Annotated in this window: 28 protein-coding genes and 2 tRNA genes; 19 read left to right on the forward strand and 11 right to left on the reverse strand. The window is 61.2% G+C overall.

Annotation, left to right across the window (positions count from 1 at the left end; genetic code table 11):
• Positions 1-39: 39 nt before the first annotated feature.
• The 3 genes from FJ960_RS01065 to FJ960_RS01075 all read left to right on the forward strand — a co-directional run bounded on the left by FJ960_RS01065 (position 40) and on the right by FJ960_RS01075 (position 1,181).
• Complete coding sequence (locus FJ960_RS01065) at positions 40-207, forward strand: hypothetical protein (RefSeq protein WP_140508825.1); 168 nt, start codon at positions 40-42, stop codon at positions 205-207.
• 160 nt (positions 208-367) lie between these two features.
• Complete coding sequence (locus FJ960_RS01070; protein WP_140711484.1) at positions 368-589, forward strand: hypothetical protein; 222 nt, start codon at positions 368-370, stop codon at positions 587-589.
• 286 nt (positions 590-875) lie between these two features.
• Entirely contained in the window at positions 876-1,181 is a 306-nt protein-coding gene (locus tag FJ960_RS01075; RefSeq protein WP_140711485.1) for a BA14K family protein, read from the forward strand.
• Positions 1,182-1,247: 66 nt separating this feature from the next.
• Here FJ960_RS01075 and FJ960_RS01080 read toward each other — a convergent pair whose 3' ends face one another.
• A complete protein-coding gene (locus tag FJ960_RS01080; protein ID WP_246672579.1) occupies positions 1,248-1,667 on the reverse strand; it encodes a hypothetical protein in 420 nt (139 codons plus the stop codon).
• A gap of 116 nt (positions 1,668-1,783) precedes the next feature.
• Positions 1,784-2,605 carry an HTH-type transcriptional regulator BhcR gene (gene bhcR / locus FJ960_RS01085; protein WP_140711486.1) on the reverse strand — a complete coding sequence of 274 codons (822 nt, stop codon included), beginning with the start codon at positions 2,603-2,605 and terminating at the stop codon, positions 1,784-1,786.
• 208 nt (positions 2,606-2,813) lie between these two features.
• Between bhcR and gcl the strand changes: the two genes are divergently transcribed.
• From gcl to FJ960_RS01100, 3 genes are all read left to right on the forward strand, one after another.
• Positions 2,814-4,595: a glyoxylate carboligase gene (gene gcl / locus FJ960_RS01090; protein ID WP_140711487.1), complete on the forward strand. Its 1,782-nt coding sequence runs from the start codon at positions 2,814-2,816 to the stop codon at positions 4,593-4,595.
• Between the two features lie 71 nt (positions 4,596-4,666).
• On the forward strand, positions 4,667-5,464 hold the full coding sequence (hyi, locus tag FJ960_RS01095; protein WP_140711488.1) for a hydroxypyruvate isomerase: 798 nt from the start codon (positions 4,667-4,669) through the stop codon (positions 5,462-5,464).
• A 50-nt stretch (positions 5,465-5,514) separates the two neighbouring features.
• Positions 5,515-6,432: a 2-hydroxy-3-oxopropionate reductase gene (locus FJ960_RS01100; RefSeq protein WP_140711489.1), complete on the forward strand. Its 918-nt coding sequence runs from the start codon at positions 5,515-5,517 to the stop codon at positions 6,430-6,432.
• 120 nt (positions 6,433-6,552) lie between these two features.
• On the opposite strand, the gene FJ960_RS01105 is transcribed toward FJ960_RS01100, so the two are convergent.
• A complete protein-coding gene (locus tag FJ960_RS01105) occupies positions 6,553-7,401 on the reverse strand; it encodes an RNA methyltransferase (RefSeq protein ID WP_140711490.1) in 849 nt (282 codons plus the stop codon).
• 199 nt (positions 7,402-7,600) lie between these two features.
• On the opposite strand from FJ960_RS01105, the gene FJ960_RS01110 reads away from it, so the two are divergent.
• Together FJ960_RS01110 and FJ960_RS01115 are read left to right on the forward strand one after the other, a co-directional pair.
• Positions 7,601-7,685, forward strand: a tRNA-Tyr gene (locus tag FJ960_RS01110).
• Between the two features lie 196 nt (positions 7,686-7,881).
• Entirely contained in the window at positions 7,882-8,094 is a 213-nt protein-coding gene (locus FJ960_RS01115; protein ID WP_181166063.1) for a hypothetical protein, read from the forward strand.
• Between the two features lie 105 nt (positions 8,095-8,199).
• Here FJ960_RS01115 and FJ960_RS01120 read toward each other — a convergent pair whose 3' ends face one another.
• Positions 8,200-10,074: a DUF4396 domain-containing protein gene (locus FJ960_RS01120; RefSeq protein ID WP_140711491.1), complete on the reverse strand. Its 1,875-nt coding sequence runs from the start codon at positions 10,072-10,074 to the stop codon at positions 8,200-8,202.
• A 196-nt stretch (positions 10,075-10,270) separates the two neighbouring features.
• Here FJ960_RS01120 and FJ960_RS01125 point away from each other — a divergent pair, with 196 nt between their 5' ends.
• The 6 genes from FJ960_RS01125 to FJ960_RS01150 all read left to right on the forward strand — a co-directional run bounded on the left by FJ960_RS01125 (position 10,271) and on the right by FJ960_RS01150 (position 13,713).
• Positions 10,271-10,702, forward strand: coding sequence for a hypothetical protein (locus FJ960_RS01125; RefSeq protein ID WP_140711492.1), 432 nt, complete (start codon positions 10,271-10,273; stop codon positions 10,700-10,702).
• A gap of 199 nt (positions 10,703-10,901) precedes the next feature.
• On the forward strand, positions 10,902-11,396 hold the full coding sequence (locus tag FJ960_RS01130; protein WP_140508847.1) for a DUF1772 domain-containing protein: 495 nt from the start codon (positions 10,902-10,904) through the stop codon (positions 11,394-11,396).
• A 79-nt stretch (positions 11,397-11,475) separates the two neighbouring features.
• Complete coding sequence (locus FJ960_RS01135; RefSeq protein ID WP_140711493.1) at positions 11,476-11,661, forward strand: hypothetical protein; 186 nt, start codon at positions 11,476-11,478, stop codon at positions 11,659-11,661.
• Positions 11,658-12,554 (forward strand): alpha/beta hydrolase, encoded by an 897-nt coding sequence (locus FJ960_RS01140; protein ID WP_140711494.1) that lies wholly within the window; start codon positions 11,658-11,660, stop codon positions 12,552-12,554. The genes FJ960_RS01135 and FJ960_RS01140 overlap by 4 nt, the downstream gene beginning before the upstream one ends.
• Positions 12,555-12,682: 128 nt before the next feature.
• A complete protein-coding gene (locus FJ960_RS01145) occupies positions 12,683-13,093 on the forward strand; it encodes a DUF427 domain-containing protein (RefSeq protein WP_140711495.1) in 411 nt (136 codons plus the stop codon).
• Positions 13,094-13,104: 11 nt separating this feature from the next.
• Positions 13,105-13,713, forward strand: coding sequence for an isochorismatase family cysteine hydrolase (locus tag FJ960_RS01150; protein ID WP_140508853.1), 609 nt, complete (start codon positions 13,105-13,107; stop codon positions 13,711-13,713).
• Between the two features lie 98 nt (positions 13,714-13,811).
• Here FJ960_RS01150 and FJ960_RS01155 read toward each other — a convergent pair whose 3' ends face one another.
• The 3 genes from FJ960_RS01155 to FJ960_RS01165 are packed head-to-tail and all read right to left on the reverse strand — an operon-like array spanning position 13,812 to position 16,905.
• Positions 13,812-15,413, reverse strand: a complete 1,602-nt coding sequence (locus tag FJ960_RS01155; protein WP_181174124.1) for a DHA2 family efflux MFS transporter permease subunit — start codon at positions 15,411-15,413, stop codon at positions 13,812-13,814.
• Positions 15,410-16,696: an HlyD family secretion protein gene (locus FJ960_RS01160; protein WP_140711496.1), complete on the reverse strand. Its 1,287-nt coding sequence runs from the start codon at positions 16,694-16,696 to the stop codon at positions 15,410-15,412. The genes FJ960_RS01155 and FJ960_RS01160 overlap by 4 nt, the downstream gene beginning before the upstream one ends.
• A 26-nt stretch (positions 16,697-16,722) precedes the next feature.
• On the reverse strand, positions 16,723-16,905 hold the full coding sequence (locus FJ960_RS01165) for a hypothetical protein (protein WP_140711497.1): 183 nt from the start codon (positions 16,903-16,905) through the stop codon (positions 16,723-16,725).
• Between the two features lie 165 nt (positions 16,906-17,070).
• On the opposite strand from FJ960_RS01165, the gene FJ960_RS01170 reads away from it, so the two are divergent.
• From FJ960_RS01170 to FJ960_RS01180, 3 genes are read left to right on the forward strand one after another with little or no spacing between them, the layout of a single operon-like run.
• Positions 17,071-17,688, forward strand: a complete 618-nt coding sequence (locus FJ960_RS01170) for a (2Fe-2S)-binding protein (protein ID WP_140508859.1) — start codon at positions 17,071-17,073, stop codon at positions 17,686-17,688.
• Positions 17,689-18,711: a xanthine dehydrogenase family protein subunit M gene (locus FJ960_RS01175; protein WP_140711498.1), complete on the forward strand. Its 1,023-nt coding sequence runs from the start codon at positions 17,689-17,691 to the stop codon at positions 18,709-18,711.
• Between the two features lie 3 nt (positions 18,712-18,714).
• On the forward strand, positions 18,715-20,994 hold the full coding sequence (locus tag FJ960_RS01180; RefSeq protein WP_140711499.1) for a xanthine dehydrogenase family protein molybdopterin-binding subunit: 2,280 nt from the start codon (positions 18,715-18,717) through the stop codon (positions 20,992-20,994).
• Positions 20,995-21,119: 125 nt separating this feature from the next.
• On the opposite strand, the gene FJ960_RS01185 is transcribed toward FJ960_RS01180, so the two are convergent.
• Positions 21,120-21,539, reverse strand: coding sequence for a GNAT family N-acetyltransferase (locus FJ960_RS01185; RefSeq protein WP_140711500.1), 420 nt, complete (start codon positions 21,537-21,539; stop codon positions 21,120-21,122).
• Between the two features lie 70 nt (positions 21,540-21,609).
• The gene (locus FJ960_RS01190; protein ID WP_140508867.1) at positions 21,610-22,239 is read right to left on the reverse strand and encodes a LysE family translocator; all 630 of its coding nucleotides are present in this window, start codon (positions 22,237-22,239) and stop codon (positions 21,610-21,612) included.
• Positions 22,240-22,413: 174 nt separating this feature from the next.
• Here FJ960_RS01190 and FJ960_RS01195 point away from each other — a divergent pair.
• Positions 22,414-22,487 (forward strand) — tRNA-Gly (locus FJ960_RS01195).
• A gap of 78 nt (positions 22,488-22,565) precedes the next feature.
• Here the strand turns inward: FJ960_RS01195 and FJ960_RS01200 are convergent.
• Complete coding sequence (locus FJ960_RS01200; protein ID WP_027146890.1) at positions 22,566-23,030, reverse strand: YidB family protein; 465 nt, start codon at positions 23,028-23,030, stop codon at positions 22,566-22,568.
• Between the two features lie 130 nt (positions 23,031-23,160).
• Between FJ960_RS01200 and FJ960_RS01205 the strand changes: the two genes are divergently transcribed.
• Positions 23,161-23,418 (forward strand): GlsB/YeaQ/YmgE family stress response membrane protein, encoded by a 258-nt coding sequence (locus FJ960_RS01205; RefSeq protein ID WP_015318000.1) that lies wholly within the window; start codon positions 23,161-23,163, stop codon positions 23,416-23,418.
• 109 nt (positions 23,419-23,527) lie between these two features.
• Here the strand turns inward: FJ960_RS01205 and FJ960_RS01210 are convergent, their stop codons facing one another.
• On the reverse strand, positions 23,528-24,415 hold the full coding sequence (locus FJ960_RS01210; RefSeq protein ID WP_140508871.1) for a DMT family transporter: 888 nt from the start codon (positions 24,413-24,415) through the stop codon (positions 23,528-23,530).
• Between the last annotated feature and the right edge of the window lie 81 nt (positions 24,416-24,496).

The following is a 24,496-nucleotide window of genomic DNA, read 5'->3' on the forward strand; positions in this document are numbered from 1 at the left end:
TGAGGATGAGGGTGCAATCGCTTCGGATTGGAGTGTCGCATGATAAGGCTTGTCATCATTCTCCCTATCGTCATCGTGGCGTGGATGCTGCTGGTGAAGCTCATCAGCGATGTGAAGAAGGCCAATGTCGACTGGACGGGCGTCACAACGATCATCGGTTTCATCGCGCTTGCCTTCTGGCTTCGCCATATCACCGGCATGGGCTGAGCCCGTGGTGAGTAAAGTGGTCATGGCGCGAACTGCCTGCTCACTACACGCCCACCGTGTTTCAAAAAAATCTCCGGAACTGTCGAACCTTTCGCCGCGGTGCGCCGACTGATCCTTGGAGGCGAATGGTCGCCTCGATCAAAGGATCCAGGAGATCATTATGCTTAAGCGCAGTCTTGTTTCCGGCCTCGTCGCCATCGTCGTTGCATCCGGCGTGCTCGCCGGCACCGTCCAGTCTTCGTCGGCTCATGGCATGCATCACCATCATCGTCATTTCGACGACTACCTCTACTATCAGGATTACCCGGACTACCCGGATTACTGGTGGATCTATGGCCATCATCATCACCGTCATCACCACCACCGCATCATCATCTACTGAGCGCAGCCTGACGGCGTGATTGAAAACCAATCCAGAAAAGGGCGGCTTCGGCCGCCCTTTTTGCATCGATCTGTCGCCGTCACGGCCGATGACGCGATTGGGCGCGCAAGGTGCCTGAAGCGCCGGAATCTGGATGATCAACGCCGGCGGGCCGCCGCGCCTTCAGGCAGCGGATCCCAGCTTCCTCGAAAAAAATCAAAACCCCGTCGAACCTTTTTCAATGCCGCGGCGACAGATGATCAAGAGGCGGATGGATCGCCTCGGTTAACGAAGCAAGGAGATCATCATGTTCAAGCGCACACTCGTTTCCAGCCTCATCGCCACCACCATCGCCGCCACCGCTTTGGTCGGCACCGTCCAGCCATCGGCGGCTCACTCCCATCACCACGACCTCGGCATCGGCATCGCCGCCGGCGTCGGCGGCTTCGTCCTCGGCAGCCTGCTTGCCCAGCAGCAACCGCGTACGGTCTATACCGACGAAGACGGCGGTTCCTGGCACGTTCGCCGCTGCTTCGACCGTTACGCGAGCTACGACCCGGATTCCGATACCTATATCGGCCATGACGGCTACAGCCATTACTGCCGACTCTGAGGGGAGGCGGGCGACAGGAAAGAGGGGTTGCGAGGCAGCCCTTCTTCGTCGTTTGAAGGCCGTCTTCTAGAGGTGCGTCTTCGGGTCGAGGATCGGCAAACCGGCCGCGCGGCAGGAGCCGCCAATTTGAAGCCGGGCAGCCTCCGTATCGTCGCCCATCGCGACCAGTTCAAAGCTGCTTGCGGCTTGCGGATAGACTTTGGCGATGAATGGCTTGTCGCCGCCATCGACGCCAGGCGAGGTCTTGGCGTTGACGGTGCCGCAGACCACGATCTCCTGGCGGCCATCAAGCGTTCGCTCGCCGGCGAGCATGGTCCCGAATCTGGCGGAGGCCGAATCCAGCAGGCGCTGGCGAATACCGGTCGTGATGATCTCTTCCAGCGCGAGTGAGATCGGGATGGGATTGACCCGCTGGCCGCCGGTATCGGGTCGTGGCGTCGTCGCCACGCATCCGCAAAGCGAAGCGGCGAGCAGAAGCTGAACCATTTTCCTCATTCGCGCCCTGTCGCATGCATTCGGGCGCCACGGCAAGACGGCCAATTCTATTCAGCGCGCGCCATGTCGGACATGCGGCTCCAAACACCTTGCCATGCACTTGGTGATCAACTGACCGCCACGCCGCCTATCATCTTGGTCACCTGGATCGCGGCGTCGCGCACAAGCGGGCCGATCTCGGCCAGTCGGTCGGGCGTGACCCGTACCGTCGGTCCGGAAACGGAAACGCCGCCGATCGGTTCGCCATACTCGTTGAAAATGGCGGCGGCGACACAACGCATGCCGGGGTGGCGCTCCTCGTCGTCTACCGACCAGCCGCGATGCTTGGTGGCCGCCAGATCATGGGCGAGGGAGGAGATGTCGGAAAGGGTGTTGTCCGTATAGCGCTGCAGGCCCACCTTGCGCAGGATGGCTCCGACGCGCTCCGGTTCGAGATGCGCCAGCACCGCCTTGCCGATGCCCGAGGCATGGAAGGGACTGCGCGTTCCCGGCCGAAAGAAGGCGCGGATCGCCTGGTGTGTTTCGACCTGGCTGACGAAGACCACGCAGTCGTCCTCGGCGACGCCGAGATTGGCGGTCTCGCCGGTCTTCTCCATCAGTTCCTGCATGACGATGCGGGCACGATCCACAAGCTTGCGGCGGCGCAGGAACGCCGCGCCCATGCGGTAGGTCTCGACACCGATCGACCAGAGCTGGTCTGATGTATCGAACTCGACCATGCCGTGGTTTTCGAGCGTCGTCAGCATGCGGTAGACGGTGGAGGCGGCGAGCCCGCTTTGCGCCGATATCTCGCTCAGCGACAGACCGCTGCCTTCCGCGACAATGGCCAGAATGCGCAAGGCACGGTCGAGCGACTGCACCGAGGCAGCTTCGGCCGGACCATTGAAGGAGCGCGGACGCCCGCGCTGACGTTTTTCGTTCGTTTCCATGGCCGGCATTCTCGGGCGTTTCTTCCAAGATGCAATGAAAAAGTTTTTCAGGAATTCCCGAGCGCAAATCCCTGGAAAAGAGAAAAGTCAATGAAATCACTGGATAGTCATCGTTTTCTTAAAATGAAAAAATATTCTGAAAAAATTGAAAAATAGCCGGCCCGGTGACATCCTTAGCCATCCAACAATCATCTCGTGGAGGCTGGAAATGGCAAGGATGCGCGCTGTCGATGCCGCTGTTCTCGTTCTCGAAAAGGAAGGCATTTCCTGTGCCTTCGGCGTGCCGGGCGCGGCGATCAATCCGCTGTATTCGGCGATGAAGGCGAGGGGCACCATCCGCCATGTCCTTGCCCGCCACGTCGAAGGCGCCTCGCATATGGCCGAAGGCTATACCCGCGCCAAGGCAGGCAATATCGGTCTCTGTATCGGCACTTCGGGGCCGGCCGGCACCGACATGATCACCGGGCTCTATTCGGCCGCGGCCGATTCCATTCCGATCCTGTGCATCACCGGACAGGCGCCGCGCGCGCGCCTCAACAAGGAGGATTTCCAGGCTGTCGACATCGCCGCCATCGCCGCGCCCGTCGCCAAATGGGCGGTGACGGTCATGGAGCCCTATCTGGTGCCGATGGCGCTGCAGAAGGCGTTCCATCTGATGCGCTCGTCGCGGCCGGGTCCGGTGCTGATCGACCTGCCGGTCGACGTCCAGCTGGCCGAGATCGAGTTCGACATCGATGCCTATGAGCCGCTGGCTCCATTCAAGCCCGCGATGACACGCGCCCAGGCCGAAAAGGCGCTGGCGATGCTCAACGCGGCCGAGAAGCCGCTGATCGTCGCCGGCGGCGGCATCATCAATGCCGACGCCTCCGACCTGCTGATCGAATTTGCCGAGATCACGGGCGTTCCGGTGATCCCGACGCTGATGGGCTGGGGCACGATCCCCGACGACCACCGGCTGATGGCCGGTATGTGCGGGCTGCAGACCTCGCACCGCTACGGCAACGCCACCATGTTGGAAGCCGATTTCGTCTTCGGCATCGGCAACCGCTGGGCCAACCGCCACACCGGCTCGGTCGACGTCTACACCAACGGCAGGAAATTCATCCATGTCGACATAGAGCCCACTCAAATAGGCCGTGTCTTCGCGCCCGATCTCGGCGTCGTCTCCGATGCGGGCGCGGCGCTGAAGATGCTGCTCGACGTCGCCACCGAGTGGAAGACGGCGGGCAAGCTGCGCGACTGGTCGGACTGGGCCAAGGAATGCCAGGGCCGCAAGAAGACGATGAAGCGCAAGACGCATTTCGACCAGGTGCCGCTGAAGCCGCAGCGTGTCTATGAGGAGATGAACAAGGCGTTCGGCCGTGACGTTACCTATGTCACCACCATCGGCCTGTCGCAGATTGCCGGGGCGCAGTTCCTGCATGTCTACAAGCCGCGCAACTGGATCAATTGCGGCCAGGCCGGTCCGCTCGGCTGGACGCTGCCGGCAGCACTTGGCGTCCGCGCCGCCGATCCAGACCGCACCATCGTGGCGCTGTCGGGCGACTATGATTTCCAGTTCATGATCGAGGAACTGGCGGTCGGCGCGCAGCACAAGCTGCCCTACATCCACGTCGTCGTGAACAATGCTTATCTCGGCCTGATCCGTCAGGCCCAGCGCGGTTTCTCGATGGATTATGAGGTCAGCCTCGCCTTCGAGAACATCAACCGTATCGGCGATCCCGAGGCCGGCTACGGCGTCGACCATGTCGCCGTCGCCGAGGCGATGGGTTGCAAGGCGGTCAGGGTGCGCAAGCCGGAGGAATTCGCCGGCGCCTTCAAACAAGCGGAGCGATTGATGAGGGAACACCAGGTTCCGGTCGTGCTCGAATTCATTCTCGAACGGGTCACCAACATCTCGATGGGCACCGAGATCGACAAGATCACCGAATTCGAGGACCTTGCCGAACGTCAGGAAGACGCGCCGACCGCGATCGTGATGCTCGACTAATTTTGTTTGAACATCGGATTATCCCAAAACCGGTTTCCACTTTTGGGTCCGATGCCCCAGGGAGAAAAAGAATGCTGCGGTTTTCAGCCAATCTGTCGATGCTCTTTGGCGAGCATGATTTCCTCGACCGTTTCGATGCCGCCGCCCGCGCCGGCTTCAAGGGTGTCGAATATGTCGGCCCTTATGATCACGCGCCCGATGTGGTGGCCGCACGACTGAAGAAGAACGACCTGACGCAAGTGCTGTTCAACCTGCCGGCGGGTGACTGGGCCAAGGGCGAGCGCGGCATCGCCGTGCTGCCGGATCGCGTGCCGGAATTCCGCCAGGGCATAGCCAAGGCGATCACCTATGCGCAGGCGCTTGGCTGCGGGCAGGTCAACTGCCTCGCCGGCATCGCGCCGCAGGGCATTGCACGGGATACGCTTGGAAATGTCTTTGCCGAAAATCTCGCCTTCGCGGCGGAGAAGCTGGAGCAGGCCGGCATCAAGCTGCTGATCGAACCAATCAATACGCGCGATATTCCCGGCTTCTTCCTGAACTATTCCGACCAGGCGCTGGCCCTGATCGACCGCGTCGGCTCGAAGAACCTGTACCTGCAATACGACATCTATCACATGCAGATCATGGAGGGGGATCTCGCCCGTAAAATCGAGGCAAACCTCGGCCGCATCGCGCATATCCAGCTTGCGGACAATCCCGGCCGTCACGAGCCGGGGACGGGCGAGATCAATTATCCTTTCCTTTACGACCATATCGATCGGATTGGCTATTCCGGCTGGGTGGGGGCGGAATACAAGCCGAAGGCGGGGACGGAAGCCGGACTGGGTTGGTTCAGGGAACTGACCGGGCGGGGAAGCGCGGCGGCGTAGTGGGAATTTCGCGCCACGGCACGCCGCCCTGACAGAGACGGAGAGAAACAATGGAAATTATCGGCTTTATCGGCCTCGGCATCATGGGCGCGCCTATGGCGGGGCATCTGCTCGACGCCGGCTACAGCGTCATCGCCAGCGACCACCGCTCCAAGCCGCCGGCCGATCTCATTGCCAAGGGCCTGAAGACGGTTGCCGGCCATGCCGCCGTGGCCAAGGCCGCCGAGATCATCATCACCATGGTGCCGGATACCCCACAGGTGGCCGAGGTGCTGTTCGGCCAGAACGGCGTCGCGTCCGGCCTGACCAAGGGCAAACTCGTCATCGACATGAGTTCGATCTCGCCGATCGAGACAAAGGAATTCGCAAAAAGGATCAACGATCTCGGTTGCGCCTATCTCGATGCGCCGGTTTCGGGCGGTGAGGTCGGCGCCAAGGCAGCATCCCTCAGCATCATGGTCGGCGGCGACGAAAAGATCTTCGAGCGTGCGAAACCGGTTTTCGAAAAGATGGGCAAGAACATCACGCTGGTCGGGCCGAACGGTGTCGGCCAGACCACCAAGGTCGCCAACCAGATCGTCGTCGCGCTAACCATTGAAGCCGTCGCCGAAGCACTTGTTTTTGCATCGAAAGCCGGCGCCGATCCGGCCAAAGTCAGGCAGGCGCTGATGGGCGGGCTGGCAGCGTCACGCATCCTCGAAGTGCATGGCGAGCGCATGGTCAAGCGCACCTTCGCTCCGGGTTTCCGCATCGAACTGCACCAGAAGGATCTCAACCTGGCACTGGAGGGTGCGAAAGCGCTCGGTGTGTCACTGCCCAACACCTCGACCACCCAGCAGCTGTTCAATTCCTGTGCGGCCAATGGCGGCGCGAAGGAAGATCATTCCGCGCTGGTGAGGGCGCTGGAGCGGATGGCGAATTTCGAGATCGGTGGCGAGCCAGCCGAAGTGAAAGGCAAAGCGGCATAGGTCGGGAGAGGGCGGCATAACGTTCCCAAGCCGTCACCTTTTGTCCTCACCCAGGAACGGGTTCCGGCAAGCGTCGCCGGAACCCGTTTTGGTTCCTGGCGAGAGGCTTGCCGCTCCCAGTCAGCCGCGCTTCAGAAATGCCCGCGCTGCATAAAGGCTGACCGCCGCTGCGTTCGACACGTTGAGCGAGCGGATAGCGCCGGGCATGTCGAGGCGGGCCAACGTCGTCACGGTCTCGCGCGTCTTCTGGCGCAGGCCCTTGCCTTCGGCGCCGAGCACCAGCGCTATCCGGTCTCCGGCAAAGCTGATTTCGAGTTCCGCCGGCCCGTCCGAATCAAGCCCGATGGTCTGGAAGCCGGCCTCGTGCAACTGGCCCAGCGCATCGGCGAGGTTCTTGACCTCGATCTGATCGATATGCTCCAGCGCGCCGGAGGCGGATTTTGCCAGCACGCCGGATTCCTGCGGACTATGGCGGGCCGTGGTGATCAACGCGCCGGCGCCGAAAGCCACCGCCGAACGCAGGATGGCGCCGACATTGTGCGGATCGGTGACCTGGTCGAGCACCAGCACCAGCCTGGCGTCGCCGAGTGCGTCGAGGCGCTTGGGCTTCAGCGGCTCCGCCTCGATCAGTACGCCCTGATGCACGGCGTCCGAGCCGGTGACTTTGTCGATGTCCCTGGGTTCGACCAGTTCCGCCTTGAAGGGCAAGGCGGCGAGATCGGCTATCTCAAGGCGCTCGGCCGCATTGCGCGTCACCAGCATTTTCTTGATCCGGCGGCGCGGATTGTCGAGTGCCGCACGCACCGTATGCAGGCCGTAGAGCCGCACCAGCCCGTCGGCCGCGTTTTCGCCTGGTGGCACGGGTTGCCGGGGCTTGAACGCCGGCGCGCCGCCGCTTTTCTCGTCGCGAAAGGCGCGGCGCAGCTTGGCGTAGTGGGTGTCTTTCGGGGTATTGGAATTGTTGCTCATGGCCGGCTTCTATAGCCGTCTCCTCCCGCCAAGGATATGCCCTGTCGCCGCAGCCGGCGAACAACATCGAAAAACCCTTCCTGCGCGGTTGACACCCACTGGCCTTGCCGCCATAAGGCGCTTCGCTGGTTTCGGAGAAGACACAACTCGGGTCCGAAATTGGCGCGAATGCCTCGTTGCATGGCTGCGGCGGCAGATTGGAGAGGTGCCCGAGTGGTTAAAGGGGACGGACTGTAAATCCGTTAGCTTAGCTTACGTTGGTTCGAATCCAACCCTCTCCACCACTGCCGGCCCGGAAGCCCTGAACGCGAAAAACATCGGACCGACGTCAGCTTGCCGTCTGAGCCGCTCGCACGGAAACGTGCCATCGCTTGATCCGAATCTTGGACCGGATCAAAACGAAGCAGAGGGTGATCGCAGGCACCGCTCTGTACGAAATCGACAATTGGCTCCTGTGTGAAAATGCGCGATCATTGGAAAATGGCACGCAAATTGGACGACAAACTCGATTGCAAGACTTGTGGGACGATCCAGATGGACATTCCCGACGACGCCACGGAGTCGACGCCAATTTATTGCAGCAATTGCGGTGCTTTTCTCGGCGAATGGGGTGAATTGCAGGACGATTTCTACCGCCAGGCTCGCGACGCCGAGGCATTCGACCTGCGCGACGGCAACATTATCAAGAAGTAGGATGCGATGAACGCAACCTCCGGATTGTCGCGGGGGTGCCGGGTCGCCATGGGACCGCTCCTCTGTCGGCAGAGCGCACCTGTTCGGCTATCGGCTCAGTCTCGATTAGCTGACGTCGATGATGACCATCAACCCGCCGCCGCCCTTTTCCTCGACATTGTTGTTCGTCGTGTGATGCGGAATGTGGCAGTGGATCAGCCATTTGCCGCGCTGTCGCGCCTTCCAGACGACGTCATAGCGTTGCCCCGGCCCAACGTTGATCGTATCGGCCAGGAAACGCGCCGGCGGGGCAAGTGTTTCGCCATCGCGGGCAACGACCTCGAAGGGGCCGCCATGGATATGCATTGGATGGATAAAGCCATTATTGGTGCCGATGAAACGCACTTTCAGCGTCTCGCCGAGCTTCATGTGGATCGTATCGGTTGAGGGATAGGCCCTGCCGTTGATGGTGAAAAAATTCGGCATGCCGCCTTCCATCGGCATCGAGGGATAGGTCAGCCCATCGCGCACCAGCCATTCCTGTAGTTCGAGCGCGTAGTCATGGTCGGCCTGAACCTCATCGGCGGGGTTGGAGGGGTCGATGATCAGCGCGCCATAGAGGCCGAGCGCCTGGGTGCGGTCGGGCTTGGCGTGCGGATGATAGAAATAGGTCCCATGCTGGGTGGCGGTGAATTCATAGGAATAGGATTGCCCGGGCTCGATCGGCGCCTGAGTAATCTCGGCGGGGCCGTCCATCTGGTTCGGCAGGATCATGCCGTGCCAATGCACCGTGGTTTCCTCCGGTAGGTCATTGGTGACATTGATGCGGACCCTGTCGCCCTGTCTGATGTGGATGCGCGGCCCGGGAATCTGTCCGTTATAGGCATAGGCATCGACCGCGACGTCGGGCAATATCTGCCAACGGATCACCGACGGCCTGAGCTCGAACACCTTGATGCCGTTCTCCAGGCGAAACGGCAGTTCCTGGTCGCCTCTGGCAGCGAGATCGTAGGACGCTGTCACCCGACGCGGATCGGTTGCCGCCATGTCACGCATGGCCTCGGCCGGCGTTTCGCGATCCATGATCATGCCTTGCGGCATGATCACCCCACCGACGTCACGCGCCGATAGCGTCAAGTTCAGCCAGTTCGCCGGCGCGGCCATGCCGACCGCCAGCGTGATCAAGGACACCAGGCCAAGGGCCGCGATCTGCGTGGTCGTAGCGTCCGAATTCATCTGGTGGCCACTGCTTTTGGCCCCGTGGGAGGTTTTGTCGTGGTGTCGTCCTTGCCGTTGGTGCGCAGACGGTTCTCGGCTGCTCGTTCCGGTGGTCTGCGGGTGCAGCGTCATCAGCCCATGCTTCAATCCGCGCGCCACCAGCCAGACATTGGCGGGATAGGCGAGCGTGAAGCCGGCGATAACGCCGATCGACATCACGCCCCAGAACAGAAGTTCCGTCGGCTCCATCGCGCGCATGTCACGTCCCATCATCAAGAAGCTCATGACAGGTGCCATTCCTGCCATCATGAAATTCATCGAGATGAACTCGGGCAGGAAGCTCTTGCGCACATTCTGCCAATAGGTGCCGCCCATCATCGACTTCATGAACAGCGACTGGAAGATGAACAGGCCGAAGGCGAAGCCGGAGACATATTCGACGACGAGATCGAGCCACATCGGCAAGCCGAGCATCGCCGTGATGACGGCGGCCAGAATGATGCCTGTCGCATCCCCGGCAACGCAGTGAATGGTCGAGCCGACGCCCTGCTTCCACAGCGGCCGTATAAAGTCCTCGTGCTCGCCCGGTCGTGGTTCCTTGTCGGCCAACACATAGAGCAGCAGGCCGATTGGGCCCATATAGAGGGTCACCAGGATGAAGCCCCACTTCATCACCACCGGTTCGGGATTGTTGCGGTACTGGTCGAAGCCGACATAGAGAGTGGAGGCAGCGGCAACAGAGAACCAGATGGCAAGGAAATAGTCGATCGGCTGGATGAGCATGGATGCATCCTGATCCTGGATCAGTGGCTTATGGAAAGGCCCTCCATTCGGTGAACGCTGTCAGCGCGTTTATGATCCGCCCAGCCGCATTTTGGTGGGGGCCGAATTCTCCGGTTTTGCGCCCTTGTCGAAGCACCGCCGCGCGATAATTCCCTTGAAGGCGTGGGCACTTCTCCCTCCACGACAGGAGCTGACCATGAAACACCAGACACTCGATCAACTGCAGGCCGTCGCCAGGATTGAACCCTCGGCGCCACATACGGAAATGACGCGAGATGAGCGCATCGCGCGATGGGCTGAACTTCTCGATCAGAATCCCGAGCGATGCCTTGGCGCGTTTACAGGCACCGAACACATGCATCCGGAAGCACGCGCCATGGCACGCGGCGAAGGGTCGGCAATAACTGTTGCCTTCGAAGACCCGATGCTGCGCGCGTCGGGTCTAAGGGATGACACCTATGGCGAGGCCAAGCGCTTCTTCGAACTGAACGACTGGCAACTGCATGACATCGTTTGCGATTGTCACGTAGGCGCTACTATGAAAGCGCGGTGGGCTGCGGCTCGGGTCCGCGCGACAATTGGCGGCAACAGGTTTCTTACCTGGTTGAGGCAAAGGATCATGTTCTGACGCGCCGGGCGGCTTAGGTGAGGATCGTCTCCTGTTCGCAACCGCGCGCGGTGCGACCCCACCTGACCCGTCTTGTCGATCAATCCCTGTGCTCGTGGCATAGCCGAACGGCTGCACGATGACTTCCCTGCGTTCTGCCGGCTACGGCTAACCGTCTCCCTATGCCGATTGCGAAAGGGCACGGTTAAAGAGTAACAGCATGCGCGTCTTGATGGTTTTCACGCTCCTGCTGGTTGCAATCGCAACAGCGCTTTCGCTTGCACATGCGTTGGAGCTACCGGGCAAAATACGCCTGAAAGAGGCGACCTACAAGGCAGTGCAGACGATCTACTATCCCGGCTTCACGATCGGCGGTTTTGCCGAAATCGGAGGCATCCTCGCGCTCGCCATCCTGCTCTATTTGACGCCTTCTGCAAGTACTCGTTTCTGGTGGACGCTCGCGTCGCTATTCTTCCTGGCCGCGCAACACGCGACCTATTGGTTGCTCACACACCCCGTCAATAATTTCTGGGTGCAGGACGTCGCCATGCCGAGATCGGGCGTGGCGTTTTTCTCGATGTTCGCTCGGAAGCAAGATGGTGATTGGAGAGATTTCCGGAATATGTGGGAGATGTCGCACGTCATCAGAGCATTCCTTGCAATGACGAGCCTGACCTCAATCGCCGTTGCGGCAACCCTTTTTGCGGATGGCTGATCGGCGGGCGCCCGAGCGGCAAACCGGGCAACCAAATTCGCAGAGCCTCGTTGTCGAACATCAGCCAGAGGAGGTTTCGATGAAGAAATCCTTGTCGCTTCTAGTGTCGGCTGCTGCCCTCGCGCTCGGTGCCTGTGATGACAGCACCGAACCGACGAAAGCCAACACCGACGCCATCAACAAGAATCCGCAGGTTGACCAGGATGCCAGACCCAAGTCGACGACTGGCGGCGACCAGCCGGTAACAGCGCCGGAGAGCAAATGAACCCTGTCTCATTTTGCGATACGCCACTGCTGCGCATCGCCTATCTCGATGGTGGCCTGCAAGACGATCCGCCGGTCGTCCTGCTGCATGGCTGGCCGGACGACGCGACCACTTACGCGCGCATTTCGCCGGTCCTTCACGAGGCCGGCTTTCGGACGTTTTCGCCGTGGCTGCGAGGTTTTGGACAGACGTCGTTCCTGTCGAAAGAAACCATGCGATCCGGCGAAATTGCCGCAATGGCGCAGGACGTGCTGGACTTTGCCGATGCGCTTGGCCTCAGCCGCTTTGCGATCGTCGGTCACGACTGGGGAGCACGGATCGCCTACCTCCTGGCCTCGATCTTTCCCGATCGCATCAGTTGCTGCGCTGCGCTATCGCTTGGCTGGCAACCCGGCAAACCGGCAACGCCGGCGCCTGAACAGGCGAAAGCGTTTTGGTATCAATGGTTCATGGCAACAGCGCGCGGCGCCGAGTTCGTGCGAAAGAACCGCAAGGAATTTGCCAGATTCCAATGGGACAGCTGGAGCCCGTTGGGGTGGTTCGACGACACCATTTTCGATAAAGTGGCCGTATCCTTCGACAACCCGGATTGGCCGGACGTAACGTTGCATTCCTATCGGGTTCGCTGGGGTGAGGCGGAGCCCGATCCGTGCTACGCGGAGCTGGCCCGCCGGCAAACATCGGTCAAGATCATCACGGTTCCGACCTTGACGCTTCATGGTGGCGACGACCGTGTTGTACTGCCCCCATCGTCGGAAGGACTGGAGGAGCATTTCACGGCGCCCTACAAACGAGTGGTCCTGGACGCGGTCGGGCACTTCCCGACACGTGAGGCTTCACACGAGGTTTCGCGGCTGTTGGCGAGCTTTCTCGACAGTTTCGGTAGCCGATAATCGCTTGGCTCGGCGGTCCATTTGGCTTCACCGCACAAGCTGGAACCTGATGCATCGCCGCGCATTTCGTTTTCATTGATGGATCGAAACGCAGTCTGACGATCAAACGATAGCCAGGGAGAATTCGGATGCAAACTTCAGTTGCAATGTCAGAACACGACTTTCGTCCACTGACCATAGAGCCGTTTGCCGGAACGGTGACCGTGCGATTTTCCGATGCTGTGGTCGCAGCCACGGAGCGCGCGAAGCTAGTCAGGGAAGAGGGACAGGAGCCGACGTTCTTTATCCCTTTCGAGGACATCTATTTCGAGCTTTTCGAAAAGACCAACACCACAAGCAGCTCACCGCTCAAGGGAACCGCGAGCTATTGGCGGGTCCATGCCGTCGGTAGCTCGGCCGATGACTTCATGTGGGCATACGAGACGCCCGATACGGCAGCGCGAGCCATCGCAGGTCATGGCACCTTCGATCCGCAAAAGGCGCGCATCGATGTCGACCCGGTGGAGGACAAACGGCACACCCCGCATGTCATGGAATAGGACTATCTTCGATGTCGATGTCGGGCTTGGCATATGGTCCGTTGGGGCATCGGTGCATGCATGTCTGTGTCGATATGCAAAAGCTGTTTGCCGAGCCGTCGCAGTGGGCGACCCCCTGGATCACCCGTGTCCTTCCTCATATCGAAAGGTTGGTCGAAAGACGAGCGCCACAGACCGTCTTCACGCGCTTCCTGCCCGCGCAAAAGCCGGGGCAGGGCGTTGGTACATGGAAGCGCTATTATGAGCGCTGGGCCTCGATGGCGATCGAGAATATTGGTCCCGAAATGGTCGCCCTGTTGCCGGCATTAGCCGCTTACTGCCCGCCAGCGGCCATCATCGACAAGCACATATACTCGCCTTGGTTCGAAGGTCACCTCCGGGCTTTTCTGAACGAACGCGACATCGATACGTTGGTCATCACCGGCGGCGAAACCGACGTGTGCGTTCTGGCTACGGTGCTCGGAGCGATCGATTTCGGCTATCGCGTGGTTCTCGTTACGGATGCGCTGTGCAGTTCTTCCGACGCAACGCATGACGCGCTGCTGACCGTTTATCACCAACGGTTCGCGCAGCAGGTGGAGACCGTCGAGATGGAGACGGTTCTCTCGAACTGGATCTGACGTTGCCGGTCATTCGCCACATTCAATGCCGGCGACTTGCAATAAGTGCCGGGAAAACGCAGGCGGCAGAAGTTCTGGAAGAGATCGGCGGGGCGCGGTTATTTCGGCTGGCGCTTGTCGGGTTTTGGAGACCGCAGCAGCAAGGCGAGGGGAACAAACAGTGCCGTCGCGATGGCGCAGTAGCGAAAAACGTCGATATAGGCGAGCAGCGAGGCCTGGCGCGCGATCAACTGCCCGAGCCAGCCGACGGCTTGCTGCTTGGCCTCAAGCATGTTCGAGCCCTGGGCGACAAAGTGATCCGTCACCTGACGCAGCAACTGCTGATAGGCGGACGACGATTGCGCGGTATGGCTGACAAGGTTCGATTGATGCAGCTGCGCGTTTTGCGCGATCACGGTGTTCGACAATGACACGCCGATGCTCCCGCCGATGTTGCGGGCGACGTTGATCAGCGCCGACGCCTGGTTGGTCTTCTGCGGAGCGAGGCCGACATAGGCCGCTGTCGAAATGGGAATGAACAGGAACGGCAGGCCGATCATCAGGAAGATGCGCGCGAAGGCAAAGAAGCGGAAGCTGGCATCGGGGGTGAGCGACGTCATGTGCCACAAGGCGACCACGACAACGGACATGCCCATCACAATCAGATATTTGGGCTGCACCAATCCGGCGGCAAATCCGGAAATCGGCATCAGGATCAGCATGGCGATGCCGCCGGGCATCATGGAAAGGCCCGACAGGGTGGCCGTATAGTCGAAGGCGGTCTGTTGCAGCTGCGGCATCAGCTGCGTGGTGCTGAACAACACGGCGCCGACCGCCATCATTACCAGGAACGACGTACCGAACTGGCGGCTGAAGAGCAGGCGTATATCGACGATCGGATCGCGGTGACTAAACTCCCATGGGATGAGCAGCAGGAACGAGATCGCCGAAATCACGGCAAAAGTCGTGATGAAACCCGATGCGAACCAGTCGTTGCGCTGACCCTCATCGAGGAAGATTTCCAGGCAGCCAAGAGCGGTGGCGACCAGGATGAACCCGACCCAATCTATTCTGAGGCCGCCCTTCAGCCGCTCCTGACGTTCGCGCTCGATCACGTCCGGCTCGACAAGCAGCCACTGCACCAAGGCAAGCGACACGATGCCGAACGGCACGTTGATGAAGAATATCCAGTGCCAGGAGAAATGGTCGGTCAGCCAGCCGCCGAGGGTCGGCCCGACTGTCGGTGCGACAATGACGGCGACGCCATAAAGGGCAAAAGCCTGGGAACGCTTCTCGGGCGGAAAGGTATCGGCAAGGATGGACTGTTCGCTCGGCGCCATGCCGCCGCCGCCGAGACCCTGCAGGATCCTGAAGAAAATAAGCATTTCCAGATTGGGCGCGAGGCCGCACAACAGCGATGCGATGGTAAACGTTGCCACGCAAAGCATGTAGTAGCGCTTCCGCCCGATCACGCTGGCCAACCAGCCGCTGACCGGGATGATTACGGAATTCGCGACCAGATAGGTAGTGATCACCCAGGTGCTCTCGTCCATCCCGGCAGCCAGGCTGCCGGCGATATTGCGCAGGGCCACATTGGCGATCGAGGTATCCAGCACCAGCATGAAGGTGGCGATGGAGACGACGATGGCGATCAGCCACGGGTTGCGCCCGCCGGCGGCGGACCGGCTTTCGCTTTGGTCGCCGGAGATTTCGCCAGTCATCGCACCTTGACCGTCGGCACCACCGACAGGCCCGGCCCCAGCAGCACGCCGGGCGCTTTGTCGAAGACGATCTTCACCGGCACGCGTTGCACCACCTTGACGAAGTTGCCGGTGGCGTTTTCGGCTGGCAGCAGGCTGAAGGCGGTGCCACTACCCGCCTGGATGCTGTCGACGCGGCCATGAAAAGATCTTTCCGGATAGGCGTCGATGTCGATGTCGACCGGCTGTCCCGGCCGCATCAGATCGAGCTGTGTCTCCTTGAAGTTGGCCTTCACCCAGACTTCGTCGGGAACAAACATCATCAGAACCTGGCCTGGCTGGGCATAGGTGCCGTTGGCGACCGAAATGCTGGTTGCCCGCCCGGCGACCGGTGCGGTGATGGTTGTGCGGGACAGCATCGTACTCGCCTGGTTCTGGCTGGCCCTGGCCTGATCGAGCTTGGCTTCGGCGCTCTTGGCCTGCGCCTGCAAAACAGCGATCTGGCTCTTGGCCGCAGCCACATTGGCTTGGGCGCTGTCGAGAGCAGCCTGATCCTGGCGCAGCGTGGAAGCGGCCTGCTCCGCCTGCTGCTGGGTGGCCGTGCCCTTGGCAAGAAGTTCACGGTTCCGCTGGTCCTCGGCTTTGGCAAAATCGAGGGCGGCCTGCGCTTGCGCCACCTGCTTCTGCGCTTCATCGATCTTTGCGTTCTGAGCTGCGATCTGAGCCCCTACGTCGACAATGTCGGCCTGCGCCGAGGCTACCCCGGCATCGGCCTGCTTGAGGCTGGCCCGATAGTCGCTGTCATCGATGCGCAACAGGACGTCACCCGCCTTGACCGGCTGGTTGTCGGTCACCGCAAGGTCAGTGATCCGTCCTGATATCTCGGCGCTGACCGTTATCGTGCGGGCGTCGATAAAAGCGTCGTCGGTCGATTCATACTGGCGGGCATTCAGCCACCATATGACCAGCCCCACCGCGGCCAGCAGCAGCACGATCAGGATTGCAATGGACGCGTAAGGATGCTGCCGGGGGAAAGCTAGGAGGCTGGGCTTTTGTTCATCCGCCTCCTTGTCCCGCGTTTCGCGCTCCGGAGCGTTAGGCTGCGCCACATCGCCCATGCGTTTTAGCGACGCATCCGGTCCGGCCTTGCTCGAAGCGCCGCGCGCATTCCTGATTCTGTCTGGTTCTTCAGTCTCGGTTTTTGCGTCCACGGGGAGAACTTTCAAGGATGGCGCCAACCGCTTTAACGACCGACTAAACGACAGCTCTTCACAAAAGTTCCTGACGAACAGGCTGGGCGGCATTGGTCGGGGATCAGCTCCAAAGCCACTCAACGGACGGCAAATCTGATCACCGCGATGAGGATCACGATGCCGACCAGTCCTGCGATGAAGATGATCCGGCGTGTGCGGGTGCGCAGGATGATCTCACCTTGCCGCGCCTGTTCAGCCGAAAAGACAGGGCCTTCGTCACCATTTCGATCGCTGCGCCGATCGCTCGGATCATTGCTCATGATCGCCTCCTTCCTGGAAACCTGTCGAGGACAACCACGGCCTTGCGGCTTAAGTTCCGCACGGCCGTCCTGCAAAAGAAACGATCACAGCGGTGTGAGGAGGGAACTTTGCCTCCCACGAGCAGTTTGGTCCGCTTGAGACTCCAGCCAGCCGGAAAGCCAGCCATGTCCAATTCCACAAATCCCAGCGGCCTGAGCAGACGCACCTTCATGACGGGTTCTGTTACGGCGGCAGCCGCAGTGCCTCTCATGGTCACCTCGACAAGAGCCGCCGAGCCATCGCCCGCCAGAGCGGTCGAACCGCGCGACCTGTCGACGATCTCGCTTCGGATCAACAAGCAGGCCTACACCCTAGCACTCGACAATCGAACGAGCCTGCTTGACGCCCTGCGTGATCATGTTGGTCTGACTGGTACCAAGAAGGGTTGCGACCACGGCCAGTGCGGCGCCTGCACCGTTCTTGTCGATGGGAAGCGGGTGCTATCCTGCCTGAGCTTCGCCGTCATGAACCAAGGACGCGAGGTCACGACTGTCGAAGGCCTGACTTCGGCCGACGGCGAACTGCACCCGGTACAGCAGGCGTTCGTCGATCATGACGCCTTTCAATGTGGCTACTGCACGCCGGGCCAGATCATGTCCGCCATCGGTTGCATCGATGAAGGCCATGCCGGTTCGGAGGATGACATCCGCGAATATATGAGCGGCAATCTGTGCCGGTGCGCGGCCTATCCGAACATCGTTGCGGCGATCATCCAGGCACGCGACGAGATCAGGAGAGCCTAGATGCGTCCCTTCCTCTATGAAAGACCAACGAGCGTCTCGGCGGCGATCGCCATGGCGTCTCATCTTGAGGCCAGGCATGTTGCGCCAACACAGGCCAACACCCAGTTCATCGCCGGCGGCACCAATCTGGCTGACTACATGAAGCTGGGTGTCGCGCAGCCGGAGCGGTTGCTCGACCTTAACGAGCTTGCCGAGCCTGCTTTGCGTCAGATCAAAACCGACGACGACACCATCCGTTTCGGTGCGCTGGTTCGCATGGGTGAGGCAGCCGATAACAATGAAGTCAGGCGCCGCTGCCCGCTTCTTGCCGACAGTCTGAAATTCGCCGCCAGCGGCCAGCTTCGCAATATGGCCAGCCTAGCCGGCAATATCCTGCAGCGAACGCGGTGCGAGTATTTTCGCGAAACCTCCTGGCCGTGCAACAAGCGGGAGCCCGGCTCCGGCTGTGCGGCGATGGAAGGGGTAAACCGCCAACATGCCGTGCTCGGCGTCAGCGATGCCTGCATCGCTACCTATCACGGTGATTTCGCGCAGGCGCTGATTGCGCTCGACGCGGTCGTTGAAGTGGAAGGGCGGCGTGGCCAGCGCAAGATCCCGATCGCCGAGCTGCATCGGCTTCCCGGTGACACGCCCAACATCGAGACGGATCTGGCCGCCGATGAAGTCATCGTCGCCATCGATGTTCCGCTTGGCGCATGGAGCCGTCGCTCGCGCTACCTGAAGATACGCGACCGCGAATCCTATGCATTCGCGCTGGCTTCGGCGGCGGTTGCGCTGGAGATGGATGGAAACACGGTCGGGCAAGCGCGCATCGCGCTCGGCGGCGTCGCGACGGTGCCGTGGCGCGCGAGGGCGGCGGAGGATACGCTGCGCGGCAATGCCCTTGACGACAAGACCGCGGCAGCTGCGGCCGAAGCCGCATTCGCCGATGCTAGGCCACGAGAACACAACGCATTCAAGATACCGCTGGGAAAGCGCACGCTGGTGCGAGCGCTGCTCGAAACCCGTGACATGAAGGTCTGAGCCATGAATCAAGCCGCGCCAGTTCCAAAAGAAAACCAAGGCCAACCGGTTGTCCGCATCGACGGCAGGCTGAAGGTTACCGGACAAGCCAGCTATCCGGCCGACATCGCCACGGCCAATGTCGCTTATGGCGCTCTTGCCACCAGCAGCATCGCTCGGGGCAAGGTTTCCAAACTCCATACCGATGACGCCAGGGCCGTGCCCGGAGTGCTGGACATCATCACCTATGGCGACATGGATGAGACGGACACTCCGAAATTTGGCAACACCGGTGCGAGCTCTATCGCACCCCTGCATGACAAGACGATTTTCCACGACGGCCAGATCATCGCTCTGGTCGTTGCCGAGACATTCGAGGCGGCGGAGGAAGCGTCGATGTTGATCCGCGCCGACTACGAAGACGAACCGCCCAGCGCCAGCTTCGATTCCAAAGGCGTGAAAGTGGAACCGGCGGCCGGCAAAAGCCCGATGTTGCAGGAGGATGTCAAAGCAGGCGACTTCGACGCTGCCTATGCATCCGCTGCCGTCAAGATCGACCAAAAATACTCCACGCCGACCCAGCATCACAATCCGATCGAACTGTTCTCGACCACGGCGATGTGGCAAGGCGATAAACTCACCGTCCATGAGCCAAGCCAGAATGTCACCGGCTGGAAAATCGAACTTGCCCGGCAGTTGAAGGTCGACCCTGCCAATGTGCGGATTGTCAGCCCTTATGTCGGGGGCGCCTTTGGTTCCAAGGGACCGATGACGGCTCGCACGGCAATTGTCGCGGTTGCCGCGCGTCGTGTTGGGCGGCCGGTACGCTGCGTCGTCAGCCGCATGCAGGCGTTCAACACCCAGACCTATCGCGCCGAGACCAGGCATCGAATTCGCATAGGCGCCAGCAAGGACGGCCGCATCACGGCGTTCGGACATGAGGGCTGGGAGGTGACGTCACGCCCTGACCCTTATGTCGTCGGCGGCACGTCCGCCACCGGCCGCATGTACAATTACGGTTCGGTGCTCACCCATGTTTCGGTCGTCCATGCCGACCGCAACACACCGGGCTACATGCGCTCACCGCCGGAGACGCCCTACGTCTACGCGCTTGAGAACGCCATGGACGAAATGGCTGTGGCGCTCGGCATGGATCCCGTCGAGTTTCGGCGCATCAACGAGCCTGAAAGAGAGCCTATCGGCGGCAAGCCATTCTCCAGCCGGTCGCTGGTCAAATGCTACGACCAGGCTGCGGAGGCCTTCGGCTGGTCGAAGCGTAATGCGGCGGTCGGATCGATGCGGGAGGGCGACTGGCTGGTCGGCATGGGGTGCGCGACCGCAATCTATCCCACGGCAAGCGCGCCATGCGCGGCCCGTGTTCGCCTGACCGCCGATGGACAAGTTCGCGTTCAGTGCGGCTCGCATGAGATCGGCACTGGTGTGCGCACCATCGCCGGGCAGATGGCCGCCGAACGTCTGGGGATAGGGATGGACAAGATCAGCGTCGAGATGGGCGACAGCGCCCTGCCGCCGGCGCCGGTCTCGGGCGGCTCGATTTCGACAGCGAGCGTCTGCTCGGCGGTTCTGAAGGCCTGTGACGCGGTGCGTGCCAAACTTTTCGCGGCAGCCGTCGCTGGAGACGGGCCGCTGGCCGGTTCCGGCAATGCCAAGCTGGAGATGGAGCAGGAGAAGATCGTGGCAAGCGGCGGCAAATCCGCCAAGCTGTCGGATGTCTTCAAGGCGATGCAGATCGGCGCGATAGAGGAATACGCCGAGTTTGCGCCAAAGGGTTCGACCCCGGAAGCACTGAAGAAGCTCTATGCCGGGCAAGCGGAGTTCCACGGCGGCGATCAGGACAAGGACTCCGTGAAATATGCCTTTGGCGCTGAATTCGTCGAAGTGCGCGTCAACAGCTACACACGAGAAATCCGGGTGCCGCGCGTGGTCGGTGCCTTTGCGGCGGGACGCATCATGAACACGCGCACCGCGCGCAGCCAACTGATGGGCGGCATGATCTGGGGTATCGGCCAAGCCCTTCACGAGGCGACGGAAATCGACCGGCGCAACGCCCGTTACGTCAATCGTGATTTGCAGGACTATCTGGTGCCGGTCAACGCCGACATCAAACAGGTCGACGTCATCCTCGTTCCCGAGGTCGACCTGGACGTCAATCCGGCCGGCGTCAAAGGCTTGGGGGAGCTCGGCAATGTCGGGACCGCGGCGGCCGTGGCGAGCGCCGTGTACCATGCCACGGGCAAGCGCATTCGAGACTTGCCGATCAGGATAGACGATTTGATAAGCTGACGATCACAGGTCGCGACAGGGGGTGACTGACGCGTAGGCGCAAAGATCCTGCGGCTTTTCAAGAGCAACCCTCGTCGCGCGACCATGCCTGCCGATCAGGGGTATCGCGGCCTCTTGCGCCAGCATCAGAGGGTTTTGCGCAGGAAGATGCGGGCAGTGCCCTGAGGGCCGAACTCAACCCTGCCAAATTCCTCGTAGCCGTGGCGGACATAGAAGCCGGGCGCCTGGAAGCTGCTGGTCTCGACCACCGCACGTTGGCAACCGCGCTTCCTCGCTTCCGCTTCCACGGCAGAGAGCAGGCGGCTGCCATGTGATCTGCCCCGAATGCTTTCAGGCACGAAGAACATGTCGAGGAATAGCAAGCCGAGTTCGGTCCTGCCCCACAGGCCGCCAAGGATGTTTCCCGAGGTGTCGCGCAATACGGCGCCGATCGGCACGCGGTCGTCAACGCCGGTTTTGGCCACATTGTAGCGATAGAGGGCGGCGCCCGCCTCCGCCTTGGCGCGCTCATTCCCCCTGACCAGCTGAACGTGGATGTCTGGCATTTGGTGTTCCGTGGCCGCAGCCTCGAGACCGATGTCGGATCGGATCCTGTTCTCTCTTGAAAGGTCCGTGCTATTTACCGCCTCCGACGGCCATCCGGACGCCAAGACCGACGATGCAGCAGCCAGCTATCCGTTGCTGCCAAAGCCTGATGCCCGGCCGCCGCATGATCCATTCACCCAGTGTGCCGGATGCGACTGCATAGGTTCCCAGAACCAGCACGCCGGTCAGTTTCTGGGTCGCGCCAAGCAACAGCATCTGCAGCCAGACCGAGCCGCGGGTCGGATCGACGAACTGAGGCAGAAAGGCGATCATGAAGGTCATGGGCCAGGGATTTATGAGATTGGCGATCATGCCTTCGCGCATCGCGGCGAGCGGCCCCACGCGCCTGATCTGATCGACCTCCAGGTCCTCCTTCGTCCCGGACAGTAAACGTATGCCCAGCCAGACCAGATAGGCTGCTCCGGCCCAGCGGAGCGCATCGAATGCCAGTGGTGATGCACGCAACAGCGAGGAGACACCCAGGGCGATTAGAGGCAATTGCACCAACCCGGCGCCCAATGTCATTCCCACGACCGTAAACAGCGCCGTGCCACGCCCTTGCCCGATGCCACGGGCCATCACAAGCATGCTGTCGGGGCCAGGTGGCATCTGCAACAGGATCACGGTACCGACAAAGGCAAACCAGAGATGGGTGTCCATTCTCGTTCCTCCGCCTTGAACCTAGCTTACTTTTCAACCTTCGGGCTCTGCTTCCCATGCTTTTGCATGAGATGTTGATCGGACAATGAGGTCGAGCCTGGCCTGCAATTTCGGCGGGGTCGCGAGAGGCTCCTTGACCTTCGGAACCTTGTCGAATAGCTAGGGCATGCGTGCGCGGGTATGGTGAAATGGTATCACATGAGCCTTCCAAGCTCTTGGTGCGGGTTCGATTCCCGCTACCCGCTCCAGGTTTCCAGCGACACCGTCGGCAAGCCGAAACACTGCGCGGCAAGCGCGCAGCGCTTCAGGCATCGGTGTGCGCCGCGCTAGCTGTTGAACGCTGACGCGACCTGGTGCTGTTGCGGCATCTGGCCGTTCGGCGTCAGCTTGTCGACGATGCCGGGCAGGGCCGCGGATAGTTGCTTGAGCAGTTCCTGCTCGTCGAGCCCTGTCCGTTGGGCGATCTCGCGAATGACCTGCGGTCCGATCGCGTTGCCCAGCTCGTTGGCGTTGATCGACTGGTTCTGCCCTGTGCCGACCCAGGAGTCGGCGACATTGCCATGGCCGGCGTTCTTGAGCTTGTCGAGCAGGCCGCCCAGTCCGCCGAGCAGGCCGCCGTCACCGGACGCGGTTCCGACGGGTGTGGGATCGGCCGGCGCGGGAGCTTGGGGCTGCTCCGGCTGTTCGGCACTTCTGCCGCTCAGCATCTTTCCGACCAGCAGGGCACCGAGCGCGATCATCAGCGGTTTGGTGATGTTGCCGCCGGGAACGGCGTTGTCAAAAAGTCCCATAGTGGATCCTCCATCTGGCCAAGCCCGGCCCATCTTCAACAATGACGCAATCGGGCGGAATTTCAACCTGGCTTGTGGTTTTGACATTCATATGAAAATGTTCGGTTGGCGGAGGAATGGAGAGGAAAAAATGGGTATCATCAGCTGGATCATTCTCGGCGTCATCGCCGGCTTCATCGGCAGCAAGATCGTCAACAAGACCGGTCAGGGCATGATCATGGATATCGTGCTCGGCATTGTCGGTGCCATCGTCGGGGGCCTGATCTTCAGTGCCTTCGGTGCTTCGGGCGTCACCGGCCTCAACATCTACAGCCTGATCGTCGCGGTCGTGGGTGCCGTCGTGGTGTTGTGGGCCTACCATCAGTTCGCGGGCAAGCGCACCATCTAGACGTGTCGGCAGATTACCAGCTCTGCCGAATCCTGAATTGCGATAATCCGCCGTTGGTGCTGCCTGCACTCACGGTGTTGGAACCTACAATGCCGGTGCGCCCCGCCGATCAGGCGACCACGGCCAGCCGGCGCTTGCGCTGGTCCAGCGACACGATGGTCAACCCACTGCAGACGACCAGCAGGATGCCGCAGACCGCCAGTGCATTGGGGAATTGCCCGAACACCAGCAGGCCCGAAATGACGGCCCAGACCGTGAAGCAGTAGTAGAAAGGCGCTACCGCTCCGGTCGGCCCGACGCGATAGGCCATGAAGATGAAGAAGTGGCCGAAGATCAGGAAGAAACCGGCTCCCGCCATCAGCAGCAGGTGGTGCGCCTCCGGCGCTACCCAGCGCTCGGAAACCAGATGCGCGGCGCCGGCGCCGATCAGGACCACGACGACCGCCGAGATCGCCACGATCATTCCTGGCACTTCGGCGGTGATCTTGCGGCCGGCCAGATCGCGGGCGGCGGCGAATGTCGCGTTGCCTAGCGCCAGCAAGGCGTAGACCGAAATGCCTTGCATGGTCGGCTGCGCCACCATCAGCGCGCCGATGAAGCCCAGCCCGATCAGCGCCATGCGCTGGCCGCCGATGCGCTCGCCAAACAGGATCGAGGATCCGACCAGCATCAGCAGCGGCGTGATCTGCCCCAGCGCGGTGGAATCGGCGATCTGCATGTTGGCGAGCGCGACGACGTAACAGAGGATCGCCGCCAGTTCGAGCAGGTTCCTGCGCAGCACCCGCTTGTCGAAGATCAGGGGGATCTGCTTGCCGTAGCCGAGCGCAAACAGCAGCGGAAAGCCCCACAGCGTTGCCGCGGCACCGCGCAGGAAGAGCACTTCGTAGGACGGCAAGCCCGCAGTGGCGAGCTTCATCATCGTGTCGTTGACCAGATATGACCCGGTCGAGACGATCATGAACAGCGGGCCGCGAATGGCAGTCGGGATGAAATGCATCGGCGCAGGAAATCAGACCCGGATCGCCGCCGCAATGGGCCATGGGGCCGCCGGCAGATCCGACAGCGACAGATACGCAGG

The organism is Mesorhizobium sp. B2-3-11 (genome assembly GCF_006442215.1).
Lineage (GTDB): Bacteria > Pseudomonadota > Alphaproteobacteria > Rhizobiales > Rhizobiaceae > Mesorhizobium > Mesorhizobium salmacidum.